Annotated in this window: 12 protein-coding genes and 1 pseudogene; all 13 read right to left on the bottom strand. The window is 35.3% G+C overall.

Translation table 11 applies throughout. The annotated features are described in order from the left end of the window. Positions 1-204 carry a hypothetical protein gene (locus Q8S25_RS10625; protein WP_305537538.1) on the bottom strand — a complete coding sequence of 68 codons (204 nt, stop codon included), beginning with the start codon at positions 202-204 and terminating at the stop codon, positions 1-3. 83 nt (positions 205-287) lie between these two features. Then, positions 288-545 carry a hypothetical protein gene (locus Q8S25_RS10620; protein WP_305537536.1) on the bottom strand — a complete coding sequence of 86 codons (258 nt, stop codon included), beginning with the start codon at positions 543-545 and terminating at the stop codon, positions 288-290. 33 nt (positions 546-578) lie between these two features. Further along, entirely contained in the window at positions 579-971 is a 393-nt protein-coding gene (locus Q8S25_RS10615) for a DUF559 domain-containing protein (protein WP_305537534.1), read from the bottom strand. A 117-nt stretch (positions 972-1,088) separates the two neighbouring features. Continuing rightward, positions 1,089-3,065 carry a DUF2075 domain-containing protein gene (locus Q8S25_RS10610; RefSeq protein ID WP_305537532.1) on the bottom strand — a complete coding sequence of 659 codons (1,977 nt, stop codon included), beginning with the start codon at positions 3,063-3,065 and terminating at the stop codon, positions 1,089-1,091. Between the two features lie 600 nt (positions 3,066-3,665). Further along, a complete protein-coding gene (locus Q8S25_RS10605; RefSeq protein WP_305537530.1) occupies positions 3,666-4,622 on the bottom strand; it encodes a retron St85 family RNA-directed DNA polymerase in 957 nt (318 codons plus the stop codon). Between the two features lie 161 nt (positions 4,623-4,783). Continuing rightward, entirely contained in the window at positions 4,784-5,959 is a 1,176-nt protein-coding gene (locus tag Q8S25_RS10600; protein ID WP_305537528.1) for a retron St85 family effector protein, read from the bottom strand. Positions 5,960-6,013: 54 nt separating this feature from the next. Next, entirely contained in the window at positions 6,014-7,855 is a 1,842-nt protein-coding gene (locus tag Q8S25_RS10595) for a phosphotransferase family protein (RefSeq protein WP_305537526.1), read from the bottom strand. Between the two features lie 7 nt (positions 7,856-7,862). Next, positions 7,863-9,743 (bottom strand): AAA family ATPase, encoded by a 1,881-nt coding sequence (locus tag Q8S25_RS10590; protein ID WP_305537524.1) that lies wholly within the window; start codon positions 9,741-9,743, stop codon positions 7,863-7,865. Positions 9,744-10,129: 386 nt separating this feature from the next. Next, positions 10,130-11,026, bottom strand: coding sequence for a hypothetical protein (locus Q8S25_RS10585; protein ID WP_305537522.1), 897 nt, complete (start codon positions 11,024-11,026; stop codon positions 10,130-10,132). 40 nt (positions 11,027-11,066) lie between these two features. After that, positions 11,067-11,258, bottom strand: a complete 192-nt coding sequence (locus tag Q8S25_RS10580; protein WP_305537520.1) for a hypothetical protein — start codon at positions 11,256-11,258, stop codon at positions 11,067-11,069. Between the two features lie 164 nt (positions 11,259-11,422). Then, positions 11,423-12,600, bottom strand: a pseudogene (locus Q8S25_RS10575) (efflux RND transporter periplasmic adaptor subunit). Position 12,601: 1 nt separating this feature from the next. Beyond that, positions 12,602-13,906 carry an efflux RND transporter periplasmic adaptor subunit gene (locus Q8S25_RS10570; protein ID WP_305537518.1) on the bottom strand — a complete coding sequence of 435 codons (1,305 nt, stop codon included), beginning with the start codon at positions 13,904-13,906 and terminating at the stop codon, positions 12,602-12,604. Continuing rightward, positions 13,881-15,078, bottom strand: a 1,198-nt coding sequence (locus tag Q8S25_RS10565) for a TolC family protein (protein ID WP_305537516.1), incomplete at its 5' end; no start/stop codon positions are given. The genes Q8S25_RS10565 and Q8S25_RS10570, both read right to left, overlap by 26 nt.

Genomic DNA, 15,078 nt, shown 5'->3' with positions numbered 1-15,078 from the left:
CTATATCCCCCACAATTGCACCCCATGGTAATAAAAGACTCCATTTTTGATTGCTTCCGGTATATTGGTCTTTGTGTGTAATGACTTTTCTGTTAGGTTAGATTGATAGGTGTCGTCTATTTCATTGTATATATCGAATCGTTTGGTTTGTTCATCATAATGGATTTCTTTTGATGATCTGCATAGTCCTCCAGCTAAGAGCATGTAGAACTCTGCTCTTCCGTTGATATTGGAGAGTTGTTTGAGGTGTTGGGGGGATTGGAGCTGTCGGGTGGTAGGAGAGTCTGTTACTTTATGATCTTGCCGATTTTAATACAGTAGGTATTGTTTCTTGTGGTGAAGCCTTCAAAGGCAGTGATGAGTCTTCTTGCATCTTTGTTATAACCGTTGATGAATTCTATTCGGTCGTACTTTCTTCTTTTGCCTTCTGTGTCGAATAGTCTGGATGTCCAGAATGGGACTACATCTCGGTATTCAATTTTTTTAGTTCCAGCGGCAATTTGGTCGAACCATTCTTTATTGATGATGATTTTGAGGGTGAGCATGGGTAGTGTTGTTAAATGAAATCTGGTAATGTATTATCTTAATTTTCTATGCTTTAAATTCGATAAATTCAAATATTCAGTAATTAAATCTGCCGCTTCCTCTAAATTATTATTTACAATAGCGTTAGGGATATGTAAGGTTAAGTACCCTTTCGCATATGAATTAAGAATTCTTTTTAAATCTCTGATTGCTTGGTTCCCATTATATTTATGATGTAAGCCATCAACTTCAATATTAACCTTTGCTTCAGGTACAGCAATATCTATAGTTTTAAATCCGTCATGTTTTTCAATTTCGGCAGGTACTCCTCTTTTCTTTAAAGCAAAATATAAAGTGATTGATTCTTCAGTGGCAGTTGTATTATTTTGAATATCATTTAACCAATATTGACAGTTAATACAAAGGGGCTGATTGTATTTTTCCATTGAATACTCATATATTTTTAAAGATATTTGATCTTCACATTCGATGCAGCTGAAATTATAATACTTCATTTATTTTAGAAATTTGATCGTAGTTGTTTTTGATTTAATTTTTAGTGTTTAAATCTCATTGAATCCAATACTCTTCAAATAGTCAAAGGTTGGATCATAATACTCTCTTTTTCGAGTATGGTCTTCATCGTCCCCAGTTGGTACAAAAATGACAAGTCCTTGTCTAGCTCTAGTAAGGAGAACTCTATATGCATTGATTAGATACCCTTTTCTCTCTTGTTTGTTTATGTTTTGCCATTTGTTGCCGACAAATGAAAATGATTTCCAATTACCAACTGAATACCGTAGATCGCCATCCCAGGCTACTATGGCCCAGTCAAGTTCTAGACCTTGTACTTGAAATTCAGTTGCCACATCTTCTAAGTAATAAGATGACCTAATATCGTCTTTACCTTCTAAGAACCAGTTTACAGGATTCATTGGTGATTTTACATCAATTGCATAAGGCTTTAATCTTTGTGCTTGTGAGGATACTACCATCCCATATCTTTCTGAACCTCTGGCTTTTTCTTTTACCCAATTTTTAGCTTTAGTTAAATCTCTTGTAATAACAATGGGATAATTGGCTCTAATAAATTCTAGAGTCGCTTTTGCCCCTTCTATATTTATGTCTAATATGTTCTTTACCAATAACGACAGGTTTTCTGCTCTGAACGATCGCATTGACACTGCTAAGTGTAAGTAAGGATTATATTCAACTTTAGTTACCGCATCTACTTTTTTAATGGCTTCAATAGCAGCATATTCTGAATCTGTAAGGTTAGGGGAGATATGTACTTCCCACTCTTTGAATTGATGTTCAATTGCTAGGAGCCATTCTGATATTCCCGCTTCGCCTGTATTAATTTCTTGGCCACCTCCAACTAAACATACCACTACTGCCCAATCTTGATGTCTATCTAAACAAGAAATCAAGAACTCTGGTTCTGAGTAGTCAAAATCAGGTTGGTTCTTTTTTCTTTTCATAAAGCTTACGGTCTGTTCTTTGTTCCATGCTCTTTGAGCTTCATCAAAAATAGCTACATGGTCGACTGGTGGTTTGGGATCTACTAAATATGCGTCTCTATAGTGGTGAATGATTTGTATGAAGGTTTTAACACTTACCCTTGCCTTCGATTTAGTGAGTTTATTGCCTTCTTCTTTCTCATTTTTTACTTTATCCCTTACCAATGCTTCCTGTAAAATGGCTACTAAAGGTGCGTTACCTGATAAATAAACACTGGTATTCCCCTTTTCTTTATCAAGGTGCATCGCGGCCACTTTTAAACCAACTAATGTTTTCCCAGCTCCTGGAACTCCTGTTACAAAACAGATAATTTTCTTTTGATTTGCTTTTGCATCATCTATAATTTTTGATATCGCTTCTGTTGTTTTGGTAAGATTGATTGCTTTTGCATCATTCCTAGTGATTTCATCCACTGTATGGCTTTTATACATTGATACAGCAGCTTCTATAATGGTTGGAGTAGGTGAGTAGCTTCCTTCAGCATATAGTTGAGGATTAATCAAGTCCTCGTCTGTGTATAAAGCAAGCACTTGGTTTATGACTTCGCTTATACTTTCTTTCCCGATTTTGATTGGTGAAATAATATTGTCATTGTGCGTAGTGGTTGAGATGGTATAGTAAGCATTAGTAGTTTCTGTTGCAATTAATATAGGCGCTAATACTAAATGATGACTTGGTTGATGGAAATTTTTTAAGTCTAAAGCATAGTCCCATACCTGGTCAATATCATTCCTGTTAAATTTAGTTTCTCCTACTTTGAATTCTATAACGAATACAATGTTCTTTATGATCACTATTGCATCAACTCTTTTGCCCATCCTAGGAATTGAAAATTCAAAAAAGATGGTTCCAGTATAATTCACAAGTGTTTTCTTAAGTATTAGTATTTGTTCCTCCCAGGCTTTATTTTGGTTGCGAGTACTGTCAAAATGATTGGATCTTGTGATTTGCCCAATGATTTCTTCAGTTGTTTGTTGTTGAAAGTTGGATATGGTGGATTGGTAGTAGGAGGTGGGCATTGGGTTTTGGGAACTGGATTTATTTTACTTATAGCCTGTTAATGTTATGAATTGTGAAAATTGTATTAATTATCATACTGTAGAACTGATTTCATATTTCTAGGATGTTTCTGGTTTTTGTTGAAAGTCATTTTAAAGTGTAGTTTTCTACTGTGGAAGTATCTAGTTCAGTATTTTCTAATTCTTTGATTGCTCTACTTAGTTGTTTTTCTGTTTTAGATAAAGTTGTAATTATCTTGGTGATTGAAGCTTTGTATTTCTCATTAATATTAAAGTTTGTTTTCATCGGAATTTATCTATTTATATTTCTAATTATAATTAAAGTAGTTCTTGACTTACATACATGGCTGATTTATCATTGCGAATTGAGCAGGTTAAATACATTTATTTCATCAGTTTTAAAGGGCAGTTATTGCCGATGGTGAGGAATTTTATATTTGCCCGTCCGGTACTGCTGCCTGGCTTTTTGATAAAGTTAAACATTAAGAACTGAAGCTGGGCTTTATTCGTCGAGTCGCTAACTGCAGTACTACAGAATTACCGCTGCTAATTGCTCCAATGTCAAGCCCCACTATAGGTAATGCCAATGTTTGCTGCAGTTCATTTTAATTGGGCTATCAAGGTTGCCGAATATTTTTTCTTTAATTTCTCTATATAAATTTTCAATTGCGATAACCGCTTTATGTCTACACTGTTTAAATAATTTAGCCAGCCAATAACCTCATTAAGTAGTTTGAAGTTTTTTTGTTCGGCAGGTTTTGTCAAATGAAATATTTTTGATCGTAATTCTTTTGCTTTTGTATTACCGATTCCAAAGCCTTCATCTGAAAGCACCAACCCTGTTATTTTTTTTTGTCTTGATGCACCAGCAATTCTTGTCTTAGATTTATTGATTTTAAAACCTTCATCAACAATTATTTTGTCAATAGTTGAGATAATTTTTATAATCTTAATAGGGTTGAGGCCAGAGAAGGTTAAGTCATCGGCATATCGAGTGTATGTAATTCCCTTTTTTCCAACAAAATGCTGAATTCTGTTGTCTAATCTCCACGTTACCAAATTTGCCAATCTCGGCGAACATGGACTTCCTTGCGGAAGAGCTTCATTAAATGTACAGAGGTTTGTAAGAATCGTAGAAATTAAAGAATTATAGCCAACTGATTTAAACACATTATACACCCTTCTCCTTTCAATTGATGGAAAAAAATCTTTGATGTCCATCGCTAAAACAACGTTCGAATATTTGTGTGGCTCAACATTATCTTTAGTCGAAGTACCTGTAGCAAATCCCTTACATGAAGGTGATACATTTAGTCTGTAAAGTATATTGTGCAATATCCAACTCTGTAAACCTTTAAGTTTTTTTGAAGGCTGAGAGATTGTTCTCAATTTCCCAGACTTCTTGGGAATTTTATATACTCTATAGTATTTCTCAGAATGCTTTGATAGCTGAAACAATGTGTATTTTGACACATGAGTTAGATTGGAAAAATCCTCCAAGTCTTGAATGATTGGCAAACCAAAGAAACGAAGGCTTATTGTGTTAGTCTTTGACATAAGAAAAAAGGGAAGCTCTTTTTACTACAAAACTTTTGAGTGAAGTTTTAATATAAAACCAACTGGATTTTATATTAAAAATTTGCGATTATGATACTAGTTTTTAAACTCGGACGTTGGAACAACATCCCCTCACCGAAGTGTCTAAAAAGAGCTTGCCCTTATATTTTTAATTTTTTCTTTCTGAGTTGTAAATTTAAAATTTCTAATCTCAAGTTATCTAAAGCGACAATTTCATCTTGTATTTTTATTCTACTGCTGATGCGTTTTAAATTCCAATAGCTTTCTTTTCCAAGGGTGGTAAGAATATATCCTCTAGGCGTAATTTCTATAAACTTCCTTTTCGTTAGAATGTTTAATGCTGTCATTGCAATCTGCGTTGAGTTTATTTCATCTTCTGTTACAGCTTGAAGACAATTTACTATTGTCTCATTAGAAATAGGTTCTACTAAATATATTAACGGAAGCAGAAAATTGTCTAGCTGAAGTAAATTAATTTTTTTAGATGGCACTTTTGGTGTTGAAGATTTTTTAATTTCTTTTATCGCCGTGTGAACGTGTTTAATGTTCTTACCCAAATTTTTAGGGTCTATATAGACAACACCATGTTTGTTTGCTTTCTTAACAAGTTTAATTGGACCCTGATTTATAAAACTTTTATCCTTTCTGTACTTCTTATCTAGGACACAAACTATCTTCTTTCTTAACTGTTCATCGTTAGCAAATGCTCCCAATTCTGCAAATGAGCCTGGACTTTCAGGAATAATTACAATCGTGTCAATACTTTCAGCTAATAAGTTTTCTAGTGAAAGTAAATCTTTTCCCTGCCTGCTATATAATAACTCGTCGAAAATGTCCTCTGGGAAGACTAAATCGTACTGATAAGAATTCCACCAGTCGCTAAGAGCCTCTTTCAATTTGTATCTAATCTTTGAGGTGTCAGTAATTGCAGCGCCACATAAGAAAATAGAGGTTTTATAAGTACTCCTTGGTTTATAAAAGTCCTCCCTAATCTTATTGGCTAATAATACACTATCACTCTTTGTTATTTTACTTGTTATTTGATGCATGTTTGTCAAATTGCAGCCAACGAAGGGGCATTGAAGCAGGTGCGGGTATTTGTAGCTGATCCTGCCCGGTACGTCAAGCCCAATTGATGTTGAATTTGAAGATAAGAAATATAGCTGATTAGCAAATGTCCAGCCCCGGACAAAAGATGAATAGCGAACTGACCCGTCCTGATAAAATTTAATATTAAGAACTAAAGCTGGGCTTTGCAGGTCAAGCCCCGAAACACAGTACAGCAAAATTACCGCTGCTGATTTCTCTAATGTCAAGCCCCACTATTGGTAATACCAATGTTACCTGCTGGCCTTCTTCATTTTTATTTGTTAGCTGTCAAGGTTTAACAACTGAATTAGACGTCTACTTAAAATTAAAGCGGAATGATAAGCATAAAGCTGATTCATGTCTTTATATCTTATTTGACGAAATGTCATTATAAATAATGACAATAAATATTCGGTCGTTGAATTACTGTCGGAAAATAAAGTGATAGAATTCTTACGTATCCTTTTTACTATTTCTAAATATTCTAGTAAATCTGGCCTTGATGTTTTTGAAAATCTAGTCGATAATTGAAAAGAACTATCCAGTAATAACTCGCTTTCAATGTCTTGCAATTCTTTTATTTCCAAATAAAATGGGCAATGCTTGAACTTGATAGAACACTCTAACGATGTGTGGTCAATGAGAGCATGTCGTATTCCAGTATATCCAAAGTCAATTAAATATATTCCGTTTTTATCTTTAAAGAAATTTTCGGTATGTAAATCTCCATGACAGATTTTTTGTTGAAATTGAAATTGCTTTTCCCAAATTTTATAGAAGTTATTTACTAATTCATCTGACTTTAGTTGTTCTTCTGTTTTATTTAGAATCCTAGCAATTTGCTCAATTATTTTTTGGGTGTCAATGTATGGTTCATAAAGTATTTTACAACTGGATTCAATTTTATCGAATGAGTCACGCCAAGTTTGAAATAATTGAATTGAGAACAATTCATCAATGATTTCAAGTTTATCCGGATGAAATTCGTTTTCCTTTTTTTCTAAAATCTGATTGTAGGAATATGAGTTAGCTTCTGTGTCAGAAATTGCATAACTATATCTCAAACCCTCATAAATAAGAGTTTTGTCGTATTTACATTCATATTCATTAAAGCTTTTGTACCCTTCAATATATTTTCCAAAATATTCAAATTCTTTGTAGATTTTTCGTTCTGCAGTTTTTGTGCTGTATTTTATAATGTACCTCTTTTCATGTTCAGGGCCGAGTTCCTTTTTAGGTCTCACTTCTATGACTTTTGAGCCACTATTTCCTCCACTCAGAGTTCTATAAATTAACAAAGGGGTTCGAAAACTGCTACATAATTTCTTAATTATTTTTTCTTCTTCGTTGTTGATACCTCCATTAGACAATAATGTTCCATTTATGTAGCTAATTTCTTCAAAAAAGTCCTCTTTGCTAATTGAGCTTTCATAATAATTACCTACATGATTATTCTGATTTTTTAAAGAGAAGCTTTCAAAATATTTATACGAGTCTATGATGGTAGACAATGTGTTTTTTAACTTATCTATCGATTCACCATCGTTTGTTCTTGGATGCAGCAGTATAAGGCATAAAAGATTGCCTTCTTGATTAAACCCCGTTTCAACTTCTTTTTCAAAGTCTTCTATTTTCTTAAAAATGGCTTCTGGAATAATGGCAGTTATTTTTTTTCTAATAGGCTGTATAAAAAAGGTTGAATCAAAAAGAACCATTAATTTATACGATTCTAAAGGATTGTTTTCTAGTTTAATAATAAAGTATCCTTTTAAAATCTCAAAGTGGTCTGGTCTGTTCTCGGTTAATTTCTTAAATAGCTCTGTAAATTCAATTTGAACTTCTGTTATTCTTGATTCTTCCGCTTCATGATTTTCCGCCGTAGGGAGTGTGACTTCATTAAATGGCTCCAATTGTAAGCCCTTAATTGAAATACTGTTTACAAATAAATCCTGCCTTAACTGAGTCGCAAAAGCTTTGAAGTAAGTTTTGTATTTGTTGTCTATAGACATCAATTGGCTAACAATCGATGTCAACATTGGGGCATCAGGAGGCGAATCCTTAAAAGCTAATTGCTTTTCATCCTCTAGTTTATTCAGTAATATTTTCTGTTCTTCTTGATTCATACTGGTACTAGTATCCATAGGTGTCTTTTCTTCTGATGAAGGCAGATTCTCCACCTTCAAGCAATTCTATTATTTTATTTTTTACTTCATTGACTGTACCTACTGCATCAATACTAGATTTTCTGTCAAATTTTAGAAAAACATTGTACTCTGATTCCGAAAGAACTGGGATATTCGGATTATGAGTGATAAGTATTAGCTGTCTCTCTTCTTTTTGTTTCCGTATGATTTCATGTATTTTACCACTTATGTACTTGTTGTCTAAATTATCTTCTGGCTGGTCTATAATCAGCGGATTTTCTGAAACTGCGAAAATGATTGGAAGTACAGTTGTACATCTTTGACCCATAGATAACTCTTCAGAGCGACGATAATTTTCCTCTATCACACCACCTTCGTTAATTCTAAGTTTAAATTCAGGTAAATCATCAAGATACATTCTTTCAATTTCATAGATAGCTTCTGTTTCATGTAAAGCATTAATTAGGCTTTCTGCTCTTGCAATATCAATACCTGTAATAGTTCTTAATTTTTCAATGTCCTTGATGTGAATTACGGAAGCAAATTCATCACTTGAAAACGTTTCAACAATACGCGGGATTAACTCGTTATATCTTAGACCTGACCCTTTCAACGCTTCTCTCAATTTGTCTTCAAAGGGAGCAGTTATACCTGAAAAAGTAAGATTTATAATTATTGCTCCTTCAAATGCCTTATTTAACTCAGTTATTGCGTTAAGTCGAATCTTAAATATTGCTTGTTTTAAGTCATTAAGTTTTTTAACAAGGATAGTCCTTGTTAATTTGAGTTTGCTTCTTTTGTCTCCTAATTCTTGTTTGTCTTTTTTTAGTGTTTCCTTTTCATTGAGTCTTTTCGAAAGCAAATGGTACTTATTAATATACTCCCTGTGCTCTTCAAATTTCTGCTTAACTTTTACAAATTCAGCTTGCTGTAGCTCATGTGCTTCAGTTAGTTTTCCTGAGGAACTGTCTAATTGGGTTAATACATCACCTATAGATTTGGCGATACTAGTAATATTTTCTTGCATAGACTTTATCGCTGCTTCTGTATGCGATAGTACCCCGTCCATAATTTCTTTATTAATGAAACTCTCCTTGTCTATTTGACTTCTAATTAATAGCTCATTTAATTCTTGTTTTTTTTGCTCAAATTCATTTCTTAGTTCACTAAACCCATCGATTAATTTGCCTACGGCCCTTTTCTCACTTTTCCTGTATTTTTCTTTTATATCAGCAACCTCAAACTCCTTTTTTTCTTCTTCTTTCAATCCTGCAGGTTGATGATTTCTTTGCGCTTCAAACTCTTCCTCGATACCAGTATATTGATTTAAGGATTCTTCAATTCGCTGTACTCGTAGATTATATATTTTTATATCTTGAGCGTTTGCATCCAGGTCTATTTGCAATTGCCTGATAGCTAATTCAAATTCCTTTAAGTCTGATTTTACTTTCTTATCAAGTAGTTGCAATCTGTCTTTTGCCGACCTTCCTATTTCTTCAATTTTCCCAGTTTCATAAAAATCGCACTCGATATCTTCAAAAATTTTATCAATAGGAAAGTACTCTGAATTTGGATATTTATATGGTTGAGGCTCGTCATTAAAGGTTTTCGTTACACGATAAAAAGCACCATCACTTGCTTCTAGTTCCAATGTTATTTCACCTGTCCCAAGATTCGTTTTTAGAATATTGTAAACATTTCTTTCTTCTTCCGCATCTTTAAATATCGCCGATTTAATTAAATAGAGTAGCGTTGACTTTCCTGTACCACGGCCACCCATTATACAATTCAGTTTTTCAGAGAAATCTATCTTTATGTCTTCAAAAAAAGGTGATTTTTTTACTTCAATTGACTTTAATCTTTTCATCCAATTTTATTTAATTACCTAAATTATACTATTATTTGCTTTTCGTGTCCATAGACCCCCGTTCGACTTACTTCGTGTGGAAATTTCAATTTAGAACATATTTTCCAAAACATGCAGGATATGCAAAATCAGTTTAGCTTCTTTACTGTCTGTTCAATTTGAGTACTGCCGCTGATAGGCTTGCAGGTAACGTTCGAGTATTTGCGAAGGAAGGGAATTCATTGATTGTCCAGCCCGGTACAAAAGCCCATTTGAAAATATGTTTTTTAAGTTAAGAACTAAAGCTGAACATTGAAAGTCGAGCCCGAACCGCAGCTGATGCTTGTACATAGCTGATGTTACAATGTCCAGCCCTGCTTTTGCAAATACTTTTGTTGGTAGCAGTACTATTTTTTTAAGTGGTCTATTTTTAGTTCAGGATAATGTGTTTTTGCATAAGCAATAAACTCGTCTAATGAATTTGGGTACTTTAATACAAAGTCAATTAGGTCCTTTTTGGGTTTGCGATACTGCTTATAAATTTCTTTAATAATTGCTTTTCTAGTTCCGTCTTTCATTTGAGAAACCGTCCCTTTTGGTGGTTTCTTTTGATTTAATATTTCTTTAGAAATATAGTTACTTGATACGTACCAATTATAAAGGTTTGAATATGCCCTTCCCCCTGATACAAGTTTGTGTGGTATTAATATTATATGCTTCGTGTAAACGGGTAAATCTATTTTTTTTCTTTGCCATTTTTTTGTCGTGTCATTATAATATTCAATTTCTGTGTTTATAGATTTTACCGAATATTTATTACAAATTGTTACTGTAAAGTCGGCAAAAATGTCTCTGCATACATTAGCAATAATGTCAGACATAATATCTTGTCCAATTCCGTCAACAAGAAGTAAAACATTGTGAGCTTCATTAGTAATTGAAACCCCTTGTCTTGCAAACTTATTGTTCCGTAAAAATTGAAATATTTGTTGTGCTTTAGAGTTTGAAACTGCTTTGCCCTTGTTACTGTCAGAGTAACCTAAATGGTATTCGTTAGGTTCGTGCAAATGGTCAATAAATGGGATACCATTTTTAAAATCATTTGGCTTTATATATGTAGTATTTAATTCAGTAAGAAAGTTTCTTAATCGCTTGCTTACTTTTGAAACTACCTTGTCTGTCTTATTACTCTCAATTAAAAAAGGGCATATAAATGCTTCTAAATCTTTGCTGTCAACGGGAATATCCACAAATTCTACATTAGGGTCTTTAATTGAAAATTGTTTTTTGAATGATAATGCCATATGGTCAATTTTTTATTTAGTGAAGTGTCTTGAAGTATTGCTACCATCGTTTTGCGTGTTTATGCAGTTGGGGATTTCGGAGCGATTCACTGTCAATATACCACAAATGCTGATGCGAGATAGAAAGTTGATTTAACCACTTCACCCCCAATTGCATAAACACGCTGTTGGCAGCTGGTGTTCTTGTCCACCGTCTTTGTAAACCATTGTCTGCGTTAAGTTTCTTTGTCATGTTTTTGTCCGTGTGTCGGCTTGTGTGTTTTAATTTTTTTAATGAGCGTTGGATAAAATTTTTGAAATTCTTCCTTTGGGTCGGTGAGGTGTAAGCTCTTTTGCAAGCTTTGGACTGTGCTTGGGCTTGTGCGGCTTGCAAATGTGCTTACACCTGTGCGTTGATTAATGGTCATGTCTTTGTCCCGCTCCGCTTTTTAAAATAAACTCACTGCTGATTAAATAAGCACCTTCGGTTACAACTATATCACCCAGTTTTAAACCTGATGTAATCTCAATCCAGAATTTATTTTCTGCGCCTGTTTCAACCATGCGTTGCTCGAAGGTGTTGTTATGTGCCAATACCCAAACGGTTTTCATTTTCTCTAACAGAACAGCAGATTTTGGAACGGCTAAAACGGGTTTTGAATTTTGTTTGGGACTTACATATACCATCATACCCGGAATGAGTTTGTTTTTGGAGTTGTCAACTTTAAGGCGCAACAGTTGCACTTTGCGACCATTTTCCACGCTTGGATTGCTGAACACAAGGCGACCTGTGTAAATTTCATCGGGATAGGTTTCGGAAAAAACCTGAAAGGAATTGCTGCCGCTAATTTTTTCAATTTCATTGGAGTAAACCTGAGCATCAATCCAAACCTGATTTAAAGTGGTAAGTTTAACCATAGATGTTCCGACTTCAACATATTCTCCTTCTTTTACAAGCACTTCGGTAACATAACCCTCTGTCTGTGCATAAAAGATTATTTGAGGCGAAGCGGATTTATTTTTTCCTAATTCAGCAATTTATTTTTGGACGCAGAGAGCATATCGTCTAACAATTTATTTTCAGTGGTGTTGTTCGTTCTCTTTTCCGACAGGGCAAGAAATTCTTTTTCATCAGCAAAAAGTTGTTCGCTGTAAATGGCGTAAACGGGATTTCCTTTTCGGATGTATTCGCCTGATGTTTTGATGTAGAGTTTGTCTATTCTTCCTTTCACGCGGCTGCTGATAGTTGTTACCTGTTCTTCATCAATGGCAACTGTTCCCAAAATGGTTGAAGAAGAAAATATGTTTTGAAATTTTACGGTGTCGGTTTTAATTCCAGCTAATTGTTGCTGTTTTTTTTCAATGGTGATGAAATTGCCCGCTTGTTGTGCATGTTCGTTGTTTTGTTTTTCGACTTTGATTAAAGACATATTGCATACAGGACAAGAACCGGGGCTGTTGCTTTTTACGGTTGGGTGCATGGGGCAGGTATAGTATGTTCCGCTATCATGCCCTGCGTGATTTTCATTTTTGCTCTTGCAACCTGCCAATGCAAAAAGAATAGTGATTGAAAGAAAAATTATTTTTTGCTTCATGTCAGTTTCCGTTTAAAAATGTTTCGCTGTCGGTTAATGCCCCAGCGTGTAAAGCAATTTCTTCATCGGGTGCAAAACCGCTTACTATGGTTGTTGTTCCGTTATTTACTGCGCCTGTGACAACTTTCCGCAACTCAAAAATTCCTGTTCCGTTTTTAGTTGTTCCTGTTTTTACCCAAACAAAAGCGTTCATGCCTGTGCGGTAAACTGCCGATGAGGGAATTTGAAAACCCGTTTTCGTTTCAAGCGGAAACTCAGCCGTAACGAGTGAGTTGAGTTTCAATACAGCTTTCGGGTTGGGCAATTCAACTCTTACCCTGACGAAGCGTTGTTGTTTTTCCTCAAAAGTTTTTTCCGTCAGTAAAATTTTTCCTGTGAGAATTTGAGCGGGAAATAATTCTGAAACGATATTGATTTGTTTGTTTGGCTGAACGGATGAATGATATTGAGAGGGCACGGAAATGATTGCCCAAACGGTTTGTAAATCGTTTACGCTGAATAGCGTTTCGCCTTTGTTTACATACATGCCTTCACGAATTTGCACACCTGCTGAACCCGATGTTTTAGCATCGGAAGTATTTGCGTTCATGCTCATGCTGCTCATGGATGTTTGCTGCGTGGCTTGTGAACCTGTATTGGTTTGCTCATCGGAATTAAAAAGAATGTAGCCGCTTGCGGGGCTGTAAACAGCAATGTTTTGTGTGAATGTGCCTTTGTTTTCCAAAGCTGAAATTTGTTGTTCGGTAATGCCCAGCAGTTTTAGTTTTTCGCGTGATTGTTCAATAAGGTGTTTTCCGGTTTCAGTTTTCAGCAGAAATAAATGTTGCTCCTGAATGGTGTTTAGTTCGGGGCTGTAGAGTTCCAATATTTTATCACCTTTATTCACGAACTGCAAATTGTATTTCACGAATAGTTTTTCAATTCTTCCGCCAAAACGTGCTGATACATTTTGATTTCGATTGCGGTCATAATCAATGAAGCCCTGCGTCTTTATGGATTGCGCTTCGTTGGCAGTTTGCAGTTTAACGGTTGCCTGACGCGATAAAACCTGTTTGTTGGGTGAAACCGTTTGCACCAATTCTTGTTCCACCAACTGCAATTTCATTTTGCAAACCGGACAGTTGCCGGGTTGCGGATAGGTTTTTTCGCCTTCGCAACGCATGGGGCAGATGTAATCGCCTTCGTCCTGAACATGATTTTCATGCCCTTGTTCGTTGTGTTCGTTTTTGCACGATGAAAACACCGACACCAAAAGCAAAAAGAGGATGATGCTTATCTGATTATTTAATTTCCATCTCGTATTCATATTCTGCTTCTAATTTTAAGATGTTAAACAACTTGTCATACGCTTCCAATTTTTTCATCAACAACATTTCCCACGCATCCAACAGCACAAAAAAATCGCCTGTGTTTTGCTTGAAGGCAAGTAAATTGGCTTGCAGGTTATTTTCATAAGCGGGAATAATGTTTTTTGTGTAACTCTGATATTGGGCATTTTCGTAATTGATCATGGTGAGTTTTTCGGCTGACATTCTTGTTGCCATCAGTTGCATGGTTTGCTTTTCCTGTTCCATTGATTGAATTTGAAAGCCGATGGATTTTGTTTCGGAACGATACATTTTTGAAGCCCAAGGCACTATGGGAAGTGTCATCATGCCCATAATAGACCATTGGCTTGGCATACCGAGCATTTGTGCGTGATCAGCACGAATACCAAAATCAGGACGCACACCAATTTTCATTACTTTTTGCTCCAACTTCATGGATTGAATGTATTTGGTGAGTGCGGTAATGTCGCTTCGGTTGGTGATGTTGGCTGTATCGGAAGTTTCAACTGAATAATTTCGGGGTTGAATGAGCGTGTCAATTTCAAAAGGCGTGTTTACATCGCGCACCATGAGAATGTTTAATCCGATATTGCTTTCTGCAATCACACTATTAAGCATTACCAGCATATTTTTTAATTCGGCTAAGCGGGCTTTTGCTTTGTATATCGTTTGCAGTTGCGACTGGTTGCTGCTGAATTTGGCTTCGGCTGTTGTGATGAGCAATTGGAGTATTTCTTCGCTTTCATTCAGAATGATTTGTTTTTTCTCGGTTACATAGCGGTTGTAATACAGGATTTTCGCTTCGCGCCTAAGTTCGTTTTTTGTCCATTCGCTCTTTGATTTTTCAATTTCAGCAAGGGAACTTATGTAACTTTTCTTTGCGTTCAACTTGCTTATGTTGGGTATCATTTGTTCAAGAGAAAAAACGATACCAGCTTGGTTCATTGGATTGTTCTTTTCTTTGAGCATGGAAAAGTTGTAAGGAAAACTCATAATGCCTGTTGAAAATGTGGGCGGCATCCATGCTTTTGCACCGTCTGCTTTTGCCTGAATAGACTGTATGCTGTATTGGTACTGAATAATGGACGGGTAATTAGTTTCCACCTGCTGCAACAATTTTTCCAGTGATATGTAAGATGTATCCTGTGCC

Origin of the sequence: Sediminibacterium sp., from assembly GCF_030695065.1 — a bacterium.
GTDB lineage: Bacteria > Bacteroidota > Bacteroidia > Chitinophagales > Chitinophagaceae > Sediminibacterium.
Note: the sequence above shows the minus strand (reverse complement) of the source record. Positions and strands in the feature narration are given on the sequence as shown.